17 protein-coding genes are annotated in these 15,953 nt (G+C 56.1%); 13 read left to right on the top strand and 4 right to left on the bottom strand.

Annotated features, from left to right (window positions below):
- The coding region (locus tag WD823_RS13410) for a hypothetical protein (protein WP_368430002.1) at positions 1-191 on the bottom strand (191 nt) is incomplete at its 3' end.
- 18 nt (positions 192-209) lie between these two features.
- On the opposite strand from WD823_RS13410, the gene WD823_RS13405 reads away from it, so the two are divergent.
- The 6 genes from WD823_RS13405 to WD823_RS13380 all read left to right on the top strand — a co-directional run bounded on the left by WD823_RS13405 (position 210) and on the right by WD823_RS13380 (position 7,802).
- Complete coding sequence (locus tag WD823_RS13405) at positions 210-1,418, top strand: hypothetical protein (RefSeq protein ID WP_368430001.1); 1,209 nt, start codon at positions 210-212, stop codon at positions 1,416-1,418.
- A 331-nt stretch (positions 1,419-1,749) separates the two neighbouring features.
- Positions 1,750-3,132 (top strand): Fic family protein, encoded by a 1,383-nt coding sequence (locus tag WD823_RS13400; RefSeq protein WP_368430000.1) that lies wholly within the window; start codon positions 1,750-1,752, stop codon positions 3,130-3,132.
- A gap of 24 nt (positions 3,133-3,156) precedes the next feature.
- Complete coding sequence (locus WD823_RS13395; RefSeq protein ID WP_368429999.1) at positions 3,157-6,111, top strand: type I restriction endonuclease subunit R; 2,955 nt, start codon at positions 3,157-3,159, stop codon at positions 6,109-6,111.
- Positions 6,108-6,419 (top strand): M48 family metallopeptidase, encoded by a 312-nt coding sequence (locus tag WD823_RS13390; RefSeq protein WP_368429998.1) that lies wholly within the window; start codon positions 6,108-6,110, stop codon positions 6,417-6,419. Before WD823_RS13395 ends, WD823_RS13390 begins: the two co-directional genes overlap by 4 nt.
- A gap of 214 nt (positions 6,420-6,633) precedes the next feature.
- Positions 6,634-6,873 carry a type II toxin-antitoxin system Phd/YefM family antitoxin gene (locus tag WD823_RS13385; protein ID WP_368429997.1) on the top strand — a complete coding sequence of 80 codons (240 nt, stop codon included), beginning with the start codon at positions 6,634-6,636 and terminating at the stop codon, positions 6,871-6,873.
- Positions 6,874-7,334: 461 nt separating this feature from the next.
- Positions 7,335-7,802 carry a hypothetical protein gene (locus tag WD823_RS13380; protein ID WP_368429996.1) on the top strand — a complete coding sequence of 156 codons (468 nt, stop codon included), beginning with the start codon at positions 7,335-7,337 and terminating at the stop codon, positions 7,800-7,802.
- Positions 7,803-8,100: 298 nt separating this feature from the next.
- On the opposite strand, the gene WD823_RS13375 is transcribed toward WD823_RS13380, so the two are convergent.
- Positions 8,101-8,748 (bottom strand): VWA domain-containing protein, encoded by a 648-nt coding sequence (locus WD823_RS13375; RefSeq protein WP_368429995.1) that lies wholly within the window; start codon positions 8,746-8,748, stop codon positions 8,101-8,103.
- A 14-nt stretch (positions 8,749-8,762) separates the two neighbouring features.
- Positions 8,763-10,238, bottom strand: coding sequence for a hypothetical protein (locus WD823_RS13370; RefSeq protein ID WP_368429994.1), 1,476 nt, complete (start codon positions 10,236-10,238; stop codon positions 8,763-8,765).
- Between the two features lie 191 nt (positions 10,239-10,429).
- Between WD823_RS13370 and WD823_RS13365 the strand changes: the two genes are divergently transcribed.
- Genes WD823_RS13365 through WD823_RS13350 form a run of 4 tightly spaced genes read left to right on the top strand, consistent with a single transcriptional unit; the run spans position 10,430 to position 12,039 of the window.
- Positions 10,430-10,597 carry a hypothetical protein gene (locus WD823_RS13365; protein ID WP_368429993.1) on the top strand — a complete coding sequence of 56 codons (168 nt, stop codon included), beginning with the start codon at positions 10,430-10,432 and terminating at the stop codon, positions 10,595-10,597.
- 20 nt (positions 10,598-10,617) lie between these two features.
- Positions 10,618-11,313 (top strand): succinate dehydrogenase iron-sulfur subunit, encoded by a 696-nt coding sequence (locus tag WD823_RS13360; RefSeq protein ID WP_368429992.1) that lies wholly within the window; start codon positions 10,618-10,620, stop codon positions 11,311-11,313.
- Positions 11,310-11,615: a succinate dehydrogenase assembly factor 2 gene (locus WD823_RS13355; RefSeq protein ID WP_368429991.1), complete on the top strand. Its 306-nt coding sequence runs from the start codon at positions 11,310-11,312 to the stop codon at positions 11,613-11,615. Before WD823_RS13360 ends, WD823_RS13355 begins: the two co-directional genes overlap by 4 nt.
- Before the next feature lies 1 nt (position 11,616).
- Positions 11,617-12,039, top strand: coding sequence for a protein YgfX (locus WD823_RS13350; protein ID WP_368429990.1), 423 nt, complete (start codon positions 11,617-11,619; stop codon positions 12,037-12,039).
- Here the strand turns inward: WD823_RS13350 and nadB are convergent.
- The gene (gene nadB / locus WD823_RS13345; RefSeq protein ID WP_368429989.1) at positions 11,993-13,633 is read right to left on the bottom strand and encodes an L-aspartate oxidase; all 1,641 of its coding nucleotides are present in this window, start codon (positions 13,631-13,633) and stop codon (positions 11,993-11,995) included. The two genes, WD823_RS13350 and nadB, sit on opposite strands and share 47 nt — an antisense overlap.
- A 215-nt stretch (positions 13,634-13,848) precedes the next feature.
- On the opposite strand from nadB, the gene rpoE reads away from it, so the two are divergent.
- The 3 genes from rpoE to WD823_RS13330 are packed head-to-tail and all read left to right on the top strand — an operon-like array spanning position 13,849 to position 15,949.
- A complete protein-coding gene (gene rpoE / locus WD823_RS13340) occupies positions 13,849-14,427 on the top strand; it encodes an RNA polymerase sigma factor RpoE (RefSeq protein ID WP_368429988.1) in 579 nt (192 codons plus the stop codon).
- Positions 14,428-14,432: 5 nt separating this feature from the next.
- Entirely contained in the window at positions 14,433-14,978 is a 546-nt protein-coding gene (locus WD823_RS13335) for a sigma-E factor negative regulatory protein (RefSeq protein ID WP_368429987.1), read from the top strand.
- On the top strand, positions 14,975-15,949 hold the full coding sequence (locus WD823_RS13330; RefSeq protein WP_368429986.1) for a MucB/RseB C-terminal domain-containing protein: 975 nt from the start codon (positions 14,975-14,977) through the stop codon (positions 15,947-15,949). The genes WD823_RS13335 and WD823_RS13330 overlap by 4 nt, the downstream gene beginning before the upstream one ends.
- Positions 15,950-15,953: the final 4 nt, after the last annotated feature.

The following is a 15,953-nucleotide window of genomic DNA, read 5'->3' as shown; positions in this document are numbered from 1 at the left end:
TCGTTTGACATCATCGCTCTTAACAAGGTGTCTTGGAAACCGGGAGCAGCCCACAGATCAATTGGGATAGTTATGCGAAAGAGCATTCGGCAAGGGCCGCGTTCAGCTTTTGGGGTGGAGACAAGATTGCTGCGCTCATTGAGCAGCACATGCTTAACGAGCACATATTTAGCACGGAAGATCGCACACATCTAAGGAAGTCACTAGCGTTGGCCGGCGAACTCGATTATGACCAGAGAGACCTACATCGTATGTTTCGCCGACAGTTAGGCCTTGGGCTCAAAGGGGAGTTGCTTGAAAAAAGTGGCCAACCTCATGATTTAAAAAAAGCCTTACGCGTCGTCAACCTAACTGCACAGGTTTTTTCACGGTGGTCTGAAGATGAGGGTAACTTAAAGCAGGCGTTGATTGCGTCAGAGCGAGCAGCACTTTGGTCTTGGCATCGCATACAGCTTGTAAACGTTGACAATCGGGATCGTTACTACCGAGAGTTCGGTGAGTTGTGGCAAGGCTACAACGTAGTAGCGCATCGGTATTTCGCGAAGTTGCAAGATCATCTATACGTGCCAGACGGGTTATCCGGCTACTGTCGAGAGAATGCTGAGTTTTCTCTGGTTGTCTTCGAGCAGATTGGATTGATCGCAGCAATTGGGTTATCTCGGGCGCTAGTTGTTGGGGACGAAGAAACACGGAAAGCAGAGTTGCAAAACGCAACAGCTGTGGCTGACGGTCTAGCCGCATTGCTCCAAAACAACCCTGTTTCGGGTTCTCCAAGGTTTGACGGCAACGTTATAGACATCACGCTTGGATTATTCTTGCTGGTATCGACTGGCTATATCTCGCAAGCGGGGGATTGGCTCGCCGAGTTGGTAAAGCGCGCCGACTACACGTTTAAATGCAAGCGCAATTTCCCAATATGCACGGATTCTACAGATGACCTAGTCGAGTCAACGGTTTTCAATGATGAGGAACTCCGCACACGTTTGATGAGAACATCCTGGCTTTTGCCTACGTTGGCGGGGTGGTCAGTGATACTAGGGAGAGAAGATCTTTACAGAGTGCTCGCCAAAAACACAAAGGCGGACTACCCGGAGATATGCCTTCAGCTATGGCACCCGACCCACGACCTCACCAAGCATCTTTATTACTGGCCCGCTCAATATCATTGTGGAGAGTCTGAAGCCCCAATTATCCTCCCAGATACCGCAAGTGAGTTTCGCGAAAGAATGAGGGCAGTGTTGGGCTCAGAACGGCACGATGTTATATCCAAGTCACCAGCTTGCTCGGCCGGCGTCGCCGCGATTGATTTAGTTGCTTGCAGGCATTTTCGGACTCCAATCGCGCCTTTTCTCTGGTATCAATTATTGCGGGCAAATGGTGCATGTGCACAGGCGGAGCCACCGGTTGCGTCCGTCTGAGCACAGAACCGTCCAGTCCCGCATCCTCGCCTACGCGCAGGATATCGGCTGGCGCTTTGTGCGCGCGCCGAAGCTGAGGTGCGGTGGGGCCCCCTCATCACCCCGGCCCTCACCCTAGCCCACGGGGAAAGGTGATAAAGATTTGAGGACCGGCTTGAACATACCCAAAATGGGCTGCATTAAACCCAATTTGGGCATGACTGACCTTAGTGGGACTTGAGATGGCGTAGAAGACCCTTGCGCGCCACTTAAAGTGGCGCAATAATCGTATTGCGCCATATAAATGCTTTTTTGTGGCGCATTATTCCTATCGCGCCACAACGAGGAGATCATGCCTAAACTGGTTCCGCAAGCCGAACTCGACGCCGTTTTACAAGCGGTTGCCCAATTTCCCGAGGGGGGGTCTATCGAGGATATCGGTGGCGCGCTCAAGGTTAAATTGCCGCGCCGTACTTTGCAGCGCCGATTGGCGCTGCTGGTCGAACAGAAGCGGCTGACCGTCGAAGGTCGTGCTCGTGGTAGTCGCTATCGGCTGCCTGCCATCACCATCGCGGAAGGTGCCGAAAAGCCGGGGCTGCGTGGCGAGACTTACATCCCGATCTCCCCCGAAGGGGAGGCTGTTAAGCAGGCCGTTCGCCAGCCCATCCGGAACCGCCGACCGGTCGGATACAACCGGGCGTTCCTCGATGCGTACCGGCCCAATGACAGCTTTTACCTTACGCCGGAAATCCGGCAGCAGCTTCGCGAACTGGGCCGCTCGCCGGACGGTCAGCGTCCGGCCGGGACTTACGCGCGGCAAGTCTATAGCCGTTTGCTGATCGATCTGTCCTGGAACTCCAGCCGTCTGGAGGGCAACACCTACTCGCTGCTCGAAACGGAACGGCTGCTGGAATTGGGCGAGGCCGCTGAGGGCAAGGACGCCAGTGAAGCGCAGATGATTCTAAATCACAAGGCGGCAATCGAGCTCCTGGTCGAACAGGCCACCGAGGTCGGCTTTAACCGTTACACCATCCTCAATCTGCATGCCTTGCTGTCGGACAACTTGCTTGCCGATTCTCGGGCGTGCGGACGCCTGCGCTCCATTCCGGTGGCGATCGCCGGGACGGTATTTCATCCGTTGGAAGTGCCACAAGTGATCGAGGAATGCTTTCAGCACGTCCTTGACACTGCCGCGGCGATTACCGATCCGTTCGAGCAGGCCTTTTTTGCCATGGTGCACCTGCCGTATTTACAACCGTTCGAGGATGTGAACAAACGCGTTTCGCGCCTTGCCGCGAATCTGCCGCTCATCCGTGAGAACCTGAGTCCGTTATCGTTCGTGGACGTGCCCGAGCGGGCCTATATCGACGGAACTCTCGGGGTGTACGAACTGAATCGCATCGAGTTGCTGCGCGACGTGTTCGTGTGGGCCTATGAGCGGTCGTGCGCGCGCTACGCGGCGGTGCGCCAGTCATTGGGGGAACCGGACCCCTTTCGTCTGCGCTATCGCGCGCTGGTGACCGATGCTGTCTCCGAGATCGTTGGTAGTGGTATGGACAAGAAGGTTGCCGCCGCTTTCATCAAGCGTCGCGCATCCGAAGACGTACCGCAGGAGGATCAGGCGCGATTCATCGAGGTGGTGGAAACGGCGGTAATGAACCTTCACGAGGGGAACATCGCCCGCTACCGCTTGCGGCCGTCGCAATACCAGAAGTGGAAGGAAACGTGGCGTTGATTCGCATTTTTCCTGGGAAAATAAATGTCTAAACCCGGTGAACACAAAACCGTTCAGTCCCGCATCCTCACTTACGCGCAGAAGATCGGCTGGCGTTATGTGTCACGTGCAGAAGCAGAGGCGCGACGGGGTTTTGATTCGGACGGTGCCACGCCCGAGGACCGCGCCCGCCCGGCGTCGCTCTATTTCGGTGACCTGCTGCATGCCCAAGTGCACGCCTTCAATCCGAAATACAAAGAGGCCGAGGGCGCGCTGGTGGGCGAGTTTCAGCGGCTGAACGCCGACATCGCCGGAAATCGCGAGTTCCTGGCCTACCTCCGCAACCAGGGCAAGTTCTTCTGCGCCGAGGAAAACCGCGAGCTGGATCTTCAGCTCATTGATTACGGAGACTTGGATCGCCCGCGCGAGAAGTGGCGCAACGTGTACGAGGTGACCGAGGAGTTCTACGTCCACAACGGCCGCCACGGCACGCGCGAGGACGTGGTGTTTCTCATCAACGGTATTCCGGTGCTGGTGATTGAGTGCAAGAACGCCACCAAGGACGAGGCCATCGCGCTCGGGGTGGACCAGATCCGCCGTTACCATGCCGAAACCCCGGAGGTAATGGTGCCGGAGATGCTATTCACCGCTACCGAGGCCATCGGTTTCGCCTACGGGGTGACATGGAACACGGTACGCCGAAACATCTTCCGCTGGAAAAGCGAAGAAGTCGGCAACCTCGAAGCCAAGGTGAAAACCTTCTGCGCCGTGCCGCACGTTCTGCGCGTGCTGAAGGACTTCATCCTTTTTGCCGAGAAGGAGGAGGAACTTCAGAAGTTCATCCTGCACCAGCACCAGACGGCGGCGGTGGACAGGGTGGTGGCGCGGGCCCTCGATCCGAAGCGCTCGCGCGGGCTCGTCTGGCACACCCAGGGCAGCGGCAAGACCTACACCATGATCAAGGCCGCCGAGTTGCTCTTCAAGGCCAATGAGGCGCAGAAGCCGACCATTCTGCTGATGATCGATCGCAACGAGCTGGAAGATCAGATGCTCAAGAACCTGGTGGCAGTGGGCTTGGGCAACGTGGCGCACGCCGACCGTATCGCCACGCTCAACAAGCTGCTGGACGAGAAGGGGCAGGATTACCGGGGCATCGTGGTGACCATGATCCACAAGTTCCGCGACATGCCGGCGAACCTCAACACGCGCAAGAACATCTTCGTGCTCATTGACGAGGCACACCGCACCACCGGCGGCGATCTCGGTAACTTCCTGATGGCCGGCCTGCCGAACGCGAGCTACATCGGCTTTACCGGCACGCCGGTGGACAAGACCGCCTATGGTCGGGGCACGTTCAAGACCTTCGGCTGCGAGGACGATCAGGGCTACTTGCACAAGTATTCCATCTCCGAGAGCATCGAGGACGGCACCACGCTGCCGCTCTACTACAACCTCGCGCCCAACGAAATGCTGGTGCCGCACGAGATCATGGAGAAGGAGTTCCTCGCGCTGGCCGAAACCGAGGGCATCGCTGACATCGAGGAGCTGAACAAGATTCTCGAACGAGCGGTGAATTTGAAGAACTTTCTCAAGGGTAAGGACCGCGTGCCGAAAGTGGCGCGGTTTGTAGCAGACCATTTCCGTCAGAACGTGGAGCCGCTCGGCTACAAGGCTTTCCTTGTGGCCGTGGACCGCGAGGCCTGCGCCTTCTACAAGGAAGCACTCGACAAGATTCTGCCGCCGGAATACTCCGAGATCGTCTTCACCGGCAACAACAACGACCCCCAGCATCTGAAGAAGTGGCACCTCGAAGGCAAGAAAGAAAAGCAAATCCGCAAGAATTTCACCAAAGTCGGCGAGTGGCCCAAGATTCTCATCGTGACCGAGAAGCTGCTGACTGGGTTTGATGCGCCGATTCTCTACGCGATGTATCTGGACAAACCGATGCGCGACCATACCTTGCTCCAAGCCATCGCACGCGTGAACCGGCCCTACGAGAACGAGGCGGCGGAGATGGTAAAGCCGCACGGCTTTGTGCTCGATTTCGTGGGCATTTTCGACAAACTGGAAAAGGCGCTGGCCTTCGACAGCGACGAGATCAACGCCATCGTCAAGGACCTTGGCCTGCTCAAGCAACTGTTCAAGGCGAAAATGGAAACCAAGGCCCCCGCCTATCTGGCGCTCGTAACGCGCAAGTTCGATGACAAGGACGTGGACAATCTGATCGAGCATTTCCGCGCCAAGGAGCGGCGCAAGGAGTTTTTCAAGGAATACAAAGAAATTGAGATGCTCTACGAGATTATCTCGCCGGATGCGTTCCTGCGGCCGTTTATCGAGGACTATGCAAAGCTATCCTCCATCTACGCCGTAGTGCAGAACGCATACGCCAAGAAAGTCTACGTGGACAAGGCGTTCCAGAAGAAAACTAACGAGCTGGTGCAGCAGCATGTCGGGGCGTTGATGGCAAAGGAGGAGCCTGGAGAATATGTCGCAATCGACAAAGACACCATCGACACGATCAAGCAGCGCGCAGATGGCAAGGCCACCAAGGTCATTAACCTCGTCAAATCCATCGAAAAGACCGCGGAGGAGAACAGTGACGATCCCTTCCTGGTGGCGCTGGCCGATCGGGCCAAGGCCGTGCAGGAGAGCTTCGAGGACCTGCAGACGACCACCGCCGAGGCACTGGCCGAGCTGTTCAAGGAAATCGATAAGAACGAGCATCGCAAAAAGGAGCAGGCAGCGAAGGGACTAGACGGGCTGACTTACTTCGTGCTCTGCAAACTGACGGATGATGGCATTGCGAATCCAGAAGCGGCGAGCCGCAAGGTGGCCGCCGCATTCTCCAAGTTCCCCAACTGGCAGCGCAGCGAAGCCGAACTACGAGAGGTACGTAAGCAGGTGACCTTCGCGCTGTTTGCCGAGGAAGATGATATCAGCAAGGTCACCGCTACCGTGGAAGCGCTGTTCAATCTGCTCCATAAGAGTTTCCGTCCATGAGAACCTGGCGCGACAAACAAGAGTTCAAAACTCGCGTGTTCGAGTGGGCCGATAGGCTCGACGTACGCGTGCGCTCATTGGCCATCCGTCCGATGCGGAATAAATGGGCCTCGTGCTCGACCAATGGCAATCTGAATTTCAATAACGAGTTGTTGGGGATAAACAAAAAGCTGGGTGAATATGTAATTGTTCACGAGCTACTGCACTTTAGCGTGCCGAACCACGGGAAGCTCTGGAAGAGCCTAATGCGGGCACATCTAGGAAATTACGAGAGGTTGGAAACAAGGCTCCGAAAGATGTCGATGTAATTTCCGTAATTCACGATGCTATCGTAGATACGGACATGCGTATCAACCAAAAAGTAGAGAGATTTCAAACAGTGCTTGAACAAGCGGTGTTGTTGTCACAGGAGTGGGCGGTTGCGTAACGTGCGTTGGTTATGACGCATAATCATGTGTTACTTATCTGGACTTGCCTACGGTTGACATTGATACTTCTTATATCAGAATGAAGGAATTCATTATGTTGAAAATCAATATTCAACAGGCCAAGGCTCATCTTTTGCGTTATGTCGAAGAGGCTGCGCAGGGCAAAGAGTACATCATCATTAAGGCAGGCAAACCGGTTGCACGGATCGCGCCGCTTGACACGTCCACGGCCAAGCGCAAGCTTGGACTATTGGACAAAGAGTCGCACATTCCGGATAACTTCAATGAACCGCTGCCCGATGAGATACTTGCCAAATTCCTCGGTAGCAAGTAATGCGCCTCCTGCTCGACACCCACCTGTTGCTGTAGGCGTTGGTTGCCGGACGAAAACTGCCGCGCGATATAAAATCGCAATTACCCGTACTTAACTACGAATTTGTTTCAGCGGACAATTCTTGGGCGTGAGAGTAGAGGAGGGGGGGTAGAGGAGCCATAGTATTTTTATTGCAGATGGTCGATCTATCCCTGCCTCTTGAAGATGCGTTCCAGATGCTCCAGGTCGTTCACCACGCTCCAGTTGGTGGCACCGGCAGTGCGCGCGCGCTTTTCCCACCATTCCAGGCGTCCCAGGTAGCGGCGCGGGTCGACGTTATCGGTTCAGCTCCTATTCCGCCAGTAGAGAGGGGTGTTTTGACTTGCTTCCGGATACGCCGGCAGAATGCTACCATTTTCGCTTGCTACCCATTGCTCTTCTGGGAAATCCCCGACCTTCGACGAGACCTATAGGAGAACCGCATGTATACGAAAAACTCCGGCTTAAACCAGGGCGCGGTGCTGATGCTCATCGCGAGCCTCGCGTTCATCGGCTACGCGCTGGTGTTCTTGTACCGCAACTTCGCTGGCAGCGGCTTCGAGTTGGGAGTGGACACGCTCAACGGCGTCACCCGGGACAATCTGAATGCGCTCAATCCGGCGATCGTGCACTACATCGGGCACCTGCATGTTGCCACGGCCGGATTCATCGCCGCCACCGGCATTGCCGTCGCTGCGCTTTCCTGGTTCGGCGTCCGTCGCGGGGAATGGTGGGCGTGGATCGCCGCCGTGGCGTCGCCGGTGGTGGGGCTGGCGGTGGCCCTACCCTATCACTACACCGGGACCTTCGCGTTCAATTGGGTCACGCACCTGGGCCCCATCTACGTGGCGACGCTTGTGTTCGTGGTCGGCGCGTTGCTGGCGCTGCGCGCGATGGTGCGGCCGACTTGAGGTCGGCGGCGATCCCGCCGTGCCGCGGAATGCCAACAGGGAAGTGCTCTGTTGAAACAGGCGGTGTAAGACATGAAACCCCGGCCTCACCGCCGGGGTTTTTTTATTTGCGCGAAAATAATTTCGCACCATGTATCTTTCCGGATAACAGTTTCATGCAATGCACGAATGTCCGCTTGTGGCCTAAAACGGACAGGTTATGATTGCTTGCAAGAATAAATTATCTGGAACAAACAAGCTGTAACTACCCGCACAGAAGATCGTGCTCCGGTATCGACACCGGATTCAGTGGATATTTTTATCCTCGGTTCCTGAAGATGCGTTCCAGGTGCTCCAGGTCGTTCACCACCTTCCAGTCCGTGGCGCCGGCGACGCGCGTGCGTTTCTCCCACCACTCCAGACGCCCGAGATAGCGGCGCGGGTCGACGTTGTCGGTGGTGAGCTTGGTGACGTTCAGCGCGATGATACGGATGCCCTTGAGGTCAATCGGAAAATCGCGCACCGTTTTGTAATCCAGCTCTTCCTGCATGTCGGAAAAGATCAGAATGGTTTTCTGTCCGGCCCCGGTCTCGTTCAAAAACTCGGCCGCCTGGATGATGCCGCCGGTGATATCGGTATAAGCACTGCCTTTCTTCATTTCGGCCTTGAAGGTGCCGACCTTATCGGCAAAGGCGCGCTTCTGGGCGTTGACTTGCATGGGGTCCTTGGCGAAGGTCGTCTTGGCGATGATGTCTTTCTCGGAGAAACTGCGACTCTTGACCCGCGCTACGGCCAGTGAATCCCCCGATTTGAGGCTGCCGAGCAGGTAGCTCACGATGCGCTGCGCCTTGTCGAGTTCTTGCGAATAAGTGCCGGACGTATCCACCAGCATATAAATGGCCTGCGCATGCGTGCGTGGGTCGGCGCAAGAGGCCGACAACAGGGACAGAAGCAGAACCGGAATCAATCGTAAGTAGTACTTCACAGCATGCCCCCGGTCGCGCGTTTGGGGAATGATCCAACGCGGGAAGATTTGTCAGAAGCAGAATCCGTTCGGGAATCGTAATAGGCTTTGACCGCGCGTTCGATCAGCAACGGCAGGAAGATGATCGCGTCATAAAGGTGCTCGGCGCCTTTGCCGATTTGGCGCATCGCACTGGAAAGGAAGCGCATGGCGAATCCCAATCCGCGAACGGCCAATACCAGCATGGCGCCGAATACCGTGCGACCGGAATGAATCAGGTATTGCAGGGGAATGGCGACAAAGGCCAGCGCGAAGGGCAGGGTGAAACCCAGAATCATCTGCGCGGCTTTGGGGATGTTGAGCGCCCAGGCACTGGTAACCGCGATCGCGGTACCGCCGGCCAGTTCCTGTTTCAGGGCGATGTCCGCGGCGATAATCATATCGCGCATCACTGCCAGCGCCACTTCAACGCCGGCGAGAATAAGCAGGATCGTGAACGAGATCCACACCATCCACAGGCGCATCTTGTTGCTCATGTTGTTGAGCGGGAACAGATGGGTGTAACCCAACGATTCCATCAGGAACAATCCCATGAGCGTCTCAAAAAAGATGATCACCATCGCCGCCATGTATGACGCCTGGATTCCGCCATAGATGTATTCGGAACCGCCCACCATGGCTTCCATCGGACGCTCGATGAGCCAGAAGTTCACGAACGCACCGCCGGCCGCGATCAGGATCACCAGCAGTGAGATCACGAACAGTATGGATGCCGAGGAGGTGAGTTCGTGTTCGGCCTTTTCTGATTTGGCATTGATCTGAACGAACTTCTCCATCTGTTCGTCAATTCTCGCGGCGCTGTCCCGCAAGCCGGTTAAATCCTTGTCCACGCGCTTCAGGCTTTTGTCCACGGAGCGCCAGAAGGGCATGAAGCTTTCGAGAATATTGTGCCGCTCTTCGTACGATTTGCGGTATTCGGCCACAACCTTTTCGTATACTTCTTCGATGGAAACGCGAATATCGTCCAGGATCTGTTCTACCAGGCCGTCACCGGTGGGTTTGATCTTGGCGATGGCGCTGATCGCCTTGGTCCATTCCGGCGGAGGCGGGGGCACTTCACCGCATTTTTGAAAATCTTCTTCAATATGCGTGATCTCGTCCATGAGTTTGCGCTGCAACGCCGGGTACCCGTGCAAATCACGCTGCACCATGTTGGTGACGCGTTCGAATTCCTTGACGATGTTTTGAGAAACTTCTCGGTGCCCGTGATCGAACAGCACCGCCTTGTTACGCTGGCGCATTTCCTCGGCGGCTTTGAAAAGCCAGCGGGCACCGAGTCGCAGGGGATTACCGACACCGCGGAACAGCGCCCGCAGCAGTCCGTGCATGCCATGGCGCGCGCCGTAAAGGAGCGGCACGACGATGACGAACAATAACAGCCACGACAGGACCGGATTTCCCGGCCACATCATTACCGATTCCCAGTTGCCCATAAGATTCTCCCCGCGTGAACCACGGATATGCCCAGTTGTCAGGCTTGATCAGTTAATTATTGGGTACTTTTATACGTTATCCCAGACGAGCGTCGGTCCAATCTGACCAAAGGTGCCAAATACGGGGACTATCGGTCTTCCAAAATAAGGCATGGAAATTGTTGGATTAAGGGACTGTTCGCTGCTTCGCATTGCGTATCGAGCCGATTAAATCGTTTGAAGAAACTGCACAGGTACGGACGACAACAGCAATGCCGTCCGATAATAAAATAACATTGCTGGATGGCGTGTTTTCAGATTCAGGTCATTGCCAGGCCAAGGGCAAGCAAGCTATTATTAGTCGGGCAATTCAGCGGTGAAAACGAACTGAACTAATAACATGAAATTCTCGATTTACCGTTTTAATCCCGAGACCGACAACAAACCACGGATGCAGGCCTACGAACTGCCGGATGACACCGGGGCCGTCATGCTGCTCGACGCGTTGCTGTTATTGAAACAACAGGATGACAGTCTGGGATTTCGCCGCTCCTGCCGTGAAGGGGTGTGCGGTTCGGACGGGATGAATATCAACGGCCGCAATGGGTTGGCATGCATCAAGCCACTCAAGGACCTGCGCCAGCCCATTGTGCTCAGGCCACTGCCCGGGGTGCCGATCATTCGCGATTTAATCGTGGATTTGAGCCAGTTTTACAGCCACTACCGGGCGGTGAAACCGTGGCTGATCAACAACGACCCGGAACCGGAAATCGAACGGCTCCAGTTCCCCGAGGAGCGAGATAAACTCGACGGACTATACGAGTGCATCCTGTGCGCCTGTTGCACCACTTCGTGCCCGTCGTTCTGGTGGAATCCGGACAAATTTCTGGGGCCGGCGGCTTTGCTCCAATCCTTGCGGTTTTTGGCGGACAGCCGCGATCAGGCCACCGGCGAGCGCTTGGACGACCTCGAAGATCCCTATAAACTTTTCCGCTGCCATACCATCATGAATTGCGCCGAGGTCTGCCCCAAAGGCCTGAACCCCACGCGCGCCATCGGGCATATCAAGATGATGCTGGCGAAACGGGTATTGTGACGGCTGGATCGTCAGCCGCACCCCTTATCCAGCTAAAGGAAGCAAGCAGCACGGCACACCTCGATATGGATGACCGGCGAATGGAGCGGCTACGCTGGCGCTGCCGGCGCGGATTGCTCGAACTCGATTTAATTCTGCTGGAATTTCTGGAACACCGCTTTCACTCCCTGACACCGTCGGAGCAAGAGGCGTTCACTCAATTGCTGTCGACGCCGGACAACATCCTGCTGGCCTATATTCAGGGCGTACAAAATCCCGCCGAAAAAGAATTAATGCAAATTATCATAAAAATAAGGCAATAGAATGATTTTAAACATAAAAGAATCGCATATTTTGGTGTGCATTTTTGCCGTGATCCACGCCGGCGGAGTAGTGGTCACGGCGGTTGTCCCACTGCCTTGGGCGATTCGGATTCTGATTTGGCTCGCGCTTGGTTTTAGTTTTATCCAGGTATTTACGATCCACGCCTGGCGCCGGAGTACCTCGGCAGTCGCTGTCATTGAAATGGACAGCGAAAGTTACGTGGCCTTGCGTTATGTCGGCGAGGAGCTGTGGCATCCCGCACGCATCACGTCACGCTTTATCCACCCGTGGCTAACGGTGATGTCGTTGCGCGTTGAAGGCCGCTGGTGGCCGGTGAACGTGGTGATCGCTGCGGATGCCGTTGAGCCGGAACCCTTCAGGCGCTGGCGTGCCGCCCTGAAGCTTCAAACTGAGGTGACGTAAGAATCGTATTTTGTGGCACGCCCGGTGACGCTTGCGGATAATCGCGAGTGTAATGCAGCCCGCGTGACTCCTTGCGCGACAGCGCGGAGTGAATGGTCAATTCGGCCACCAATAATAAGTTACGTAATTCAATAAGATCGTTCGTTATCTTAAAGTTACTGTAGAACTCCCGGACTTCCTCTTTCAGCAGGTTCACGCGGTGCAGCGCGCGTTGCAGCCGCTTCGTGGAGCGCACGATGCCGACATAGTCCCACATGCAGCGGCGCATTTCGTCCCAATTGTGCGAGACCACAACCTGTTCATCCGGGTCCGTCACCCGACTCTCGTCCCAGGGCGGCAGGATTTCGGATGCCGGCCCAGAAGACGGTAACTGCTTGAGGATATCCTCAGCCGCCGTCTGCGCGAATACCAGGCACTCGAGCAAGGAGTTGCTGGCCAGCCGATTGGCCCCGTGCAGGCCGGTAAATGCGCATTCTCCGACAGCGTAAAGCCGCTCCAGGTCGGTATGCGCGTAGTGATCGGTCATGATGCCGCCGCACGTATAGTGCGCCGCCGGCACCACCGGGATGGGCTCGCGGGTAATGTCGTAGCCGTACTCCCGGCACCGCTGGTAAATCGTGGGAAAGTGACTTTTGATGAAATCGGCCGGTTTGTGGCTGATATCGAGGCGCACGTAATCCAGGCCGCGGCGTTTCATTTCATAGTCAATGGCGCGGGCCACGATATCGCGCGGGGCCAATTCGGCCCGTGGATCGTGTTCCTCCATGAAGGTTTTCCCGTCCGGCAAAATCAGACGACCACCTTCGCCACGCATGGATTCGGAAATCAGAAATGACTTGGCCCGGGGATGATAGAGGCACGTGGGGTGAAACTGCACAAATTCCATATTGGCCACGCGGCACCCGGCGCGCCAGGCCATGGCAATCCCATCCCCCGTGGAGGTATCCGGATTGCTGCTGTACAAATAGGCCTTGGAGGCGCCGCCGGTGGCCAGCGCCAGGAATTTGGCGCTGAAGGCGTGAGTCTGGCCCGTGGCCTTGTCCAGCGCATAGACGCCCAGGCAACGCTTTGGCCCGGGCCGGCCGATTTTTTGGCTGGTGATCAGGTCAATCGCGATGTGGTTTTCATGCAGCGTGATATTCGGGTGCTGGCGTACCAGGGCTTCCAGGGTGGTCTCCACGGCACGGCCGGTGGCATCCGCGGCATGGATCACGCGCCGGTGGGTATGACCGCCTTCGCGGGTCAGGTGGTATTCGAGTCCGCCGCCGAGTTGTTTTTCCTTGCTGAAGGGCACGCCCCGATCGATGAGCCAGCGTATTGCCCCGGGCCCCTGGCGGACGACAAATTCAACCGTGTCCTGGCGGCAGAGACCGACGCCGGCGTCGATCGTGTCCTGGATGTGCGACTCGAAAGTGTCTTCCTTCCCGTCCAGGACCGCAGCGACACCGCCCTGGGCATACAAACTTGCACCTTCCGTGAGCGCCGCCTTGGCGAGAATGGTGACGCGCGCTTTGTCGGCTACGCGCAACGCCAGGCCGAGCCCGGCCAAGCCACCGCCGACGATCAGGACGTCGGAAGAAAGGGAGGTCTGCATGCGCGGCGTAATTGAATAGGATAGGGCGCGGTTTTCGTGATTACGATATCCTATCACACGGACGTACCCCGGTTGGCCTTGCCGCGTTACTTCAGGGATGGAGAATTGAACAAAAAATACCCATTTATCCGGCCTTTTTCATCGAACTTTGCCCTTTCGCCGCGGTCTCTAATTGACAGAATCCACCCGCTGCGGGCTCACGAAGGCAGGTCCGCGTGAGCGAGCGGAGTATCGACCAGAAACTGGTTTTACGGGTGCAGAAGGGTGATAAAGCCGCGTTTGATCTGCTGGCCCGGAAATATCAGCACAAGATCGCCAAGCTGATTTCGCGCTACGTACGCGACCTGAGAGAAGTGGAAGACGTGACACAAGAGGCCCTGATCAAGGCCTATCGTGCGATCGGAGGGTTTCGGGGTGACAGTGCATTCTATACTTGGTTGTACCGGATCGCCGTGAACACCGCCAAAAATTATCTGGAGACGCAGGGGCGGCGGCCTCCCGGCTCGGATATGGAAATCGAGGGTGCCGAACTCATCGAAAGCGGTGAAGGCCTGCGTGATCAGGCGACGCCGGAGCGCCAATTGCTCACCAATGAGATCGCCAGTACGGTACAACGGGTGATGACCAATCTGCCTGCCGATCTGCGCACGGCGATTACCCTGCGCGAAATCGAGGGCATGAGTTACGAGGAAATCGCCGGGATCATGGAATGTCCGATCGGTACGGTGCGGTCACGCATTTTCCGGGCGCGCGAAGCCATTGATCAGGAACTGCGGCCGTTGCTTGAGAGGTAAACTTTATGACGGATGAACACATGAAAGAAAAGCTATCGGCATTGGTCGATAACGAGCTTGATGAATTGGAAGAACGCCGAGTTTTAGCCGCGCTCGAAAGCAATGCCCCGCTGCGTCAAACGTGGCAGCGTTATCACCTGGCAAGGGCGATTTTGCAGGGAGATTTGAGCGCCGCCGCCGCTCCGGATGTGTCGGAGGAATTAGCGAAAAGAATCGCCGCGGATCCATCTGCCGCCACCTTATTTCAACCCCACAAGGTAATCCGTTTCGTGGGGACGCTGGCCATTGCGGCATCTGTGGCCGCCATTGCCATCGTCGGCGTTCAGTGGCTGAATCAATCGCCACCCGCGCCGTTAGCGCTGCTGGCTGACACCAAACCGGCACCGGCGGCAATAGTTCGAGCCGTTACCGCGTCATCGGATGCAGGCGATGAGGAAACGGTGAATGCCCTGAATGCCTACCTGGTTGAACACGAAGAGTTTGCCTCGACTCCTGGGATCGGCGGCATGATGTCATATGTACGTGTCGTCAGTTCTGATACAGATAAATGATCCACCGGTTTTCAATCCGTTTCTTGCTTGTTTTCCTCGGTCTATCCTTCAGCACTCTTGTTTTCGCGGCGGACTCGGCACAGCAGTGGCTGATGAAAATCAACCACGCGGCGCGTAATCTCGATTACGACGGGGTGTTTGTGTATCTGCACGACACCCAACTCGAGGCCATGCGCATCATTCACAAGGCCGTGAACAAATCGTCAAAAGAGCGGCTGGTATCACTGAACGGCGCTCCGCGCGAGGTTATTCGTGACGACCGTGAAGTCATATGTTATTGGCCGGACAAAAACTCGGTGTTGGTGGAATATCGCAAGGCTGGCAGCTCGGGTTTCCCTGCCATTCTCCCCGAGCGGCTGCAGGATCTGGAGGAATATTACGAGATCAAACTGGGGAAGGAGCAGCGTATCATCGATCGTGTCGCACAACTGGTCATCGTCAAGCCCGCGGATAATTTCCGGTATGGCTATAATCTGTGGGCGGACAAAGAAACCGGATTATTGCTGAAAGCCGATTTGCTGAATAGCAACGGTAAAATCCTGGAACAATTCATGTTCACTCAGGTCAAGATTGGCGGCACTATTCCTGACGCTGCGCTCGCTCCCGCGGTCAGCACCAAGAATATGGTCTGGTATCGGGAAGGCGGGGATACCCGGAAGTCCCCGGCGAAATCCGGTTGGACCGTTACAAATCTTCCCGAGGGTTTTATGCTTTCAGCGCGCATGATGCGCCAGATGCCGATGCGTAATCAGCCTGTCGAGCATCTGGTTTACACGGACGGACTGGCGGCTGTGTCGATATTCATCGAGAAACAGGAAAAAGGCGTCAAGCCTGTAAAACCGGGATCGAGCAGCATGGGCGCGGTTCATGCCTATGGTACAAACATTGACGATTACCAGATCACGGCGGTGGGGGCGGTCCCGGCAAATACCGTGTCGCTTATTGGCGGGTCCGTGATGCCCGTCAGGTGAATTG

This window comes from Sulfuricaulis sp. (assembly GCF_040901545.1).
Taxonomy (GTDB): domain Bacteria; phylum Pseudomonadota; class Gammaproteobacteria; order Acidiferrobacterales; family Sulfurifustaceae; genus Sulfuricaulis.
The sequence above is the reverse complement of the archived record's forward strand: the minus strand, read 5'-3'. Positions and strand labels throughout refer to the sequence as shown.

What these genes read in the sequence shown, in the direction of transcription:
- WD823_RS13395 (WP_368429999.1), top strand. Translation starts at nt 3,157, where the DNA reads ATGTCTAAACCCGGTGAACACAAAACCGTTCAGTCCCGCATCCTCACT.
- WD823_RS13390 (WP_368429998.1), top strand. Translation starts at nt 6,108, where the DNA reads ATGAGAACCTGGCGCGACAAACAAGAGTTCAAAACTCGCGTGTTCGAG.
- WD823_RS13350 (WP_368429990.1), top strand. Translation starts at nt 11,617, where the DNA reads ATGATTTTAAACATAAAAGAATCGCATATTTTGGTGTGCATTTTTGCC.
- WD823_RS13385 (WP_368429997.1), top strand. Translation starts at nt 6,634, where the DNA reads ATGTTGAAAATCAATATTCAACAGGCCAAGGCTCATCTTTTGCGTTAT.
- WD823_RS13370 (WP_368429994.1), bottom strand. Translation starts at nt 10,238, where the DNA reads ATGGGCAACTGGGAATCGGTAATGATGTGGCCGGGAAATCCGGTCCTG.
- WD823_RS13335 (WP_368429987.1), top strand. Translation starts at nt 14,433, where the DNA reads ATGACGGATGAACACATGAAAGAAAAGCTATCGGCATTGGTCGATAAC.
- WD823_RS13380 (WP_368429996.1), top strand. Translation starts at nt 7,335, where the DNA reads ATGTATACGAAAAACTCCGGCTTAAACCAGGGCGCGGTGCTGATGCTC.
- WD823_RS13360 (WP_368429992.1), top strand. Translation starts at nt 10,618, where the DNA reads ATGAAATTCTCGATTTACCGTTTTAATCCCGAGACCGACAACAAACCA.
- WD823_RS13400 (WP_368430000.1), top strand. Translation starts at nt 1,750, where the DNA reads ATGCCTAAACTGGTTCCGCAAGCCGAACTCGACGCCGTTTTACAAGCG.
- WD823_RS13330 (WP_368429986.1), top strand. Translation starts at nt 14,975, where the DNA reads ATGATCCACCGGTTTTCAATCCGTTTCTTGCTTGTTTTCCTCGGTCTA.
- nadB (WP_368429989.1), bottom strand. Translation starts at nt 13,633, where the DNA reads ATGCAGACCTCCCTTTCTTCCGACGTCCTGATCGTCGGCGGTGGCTTG.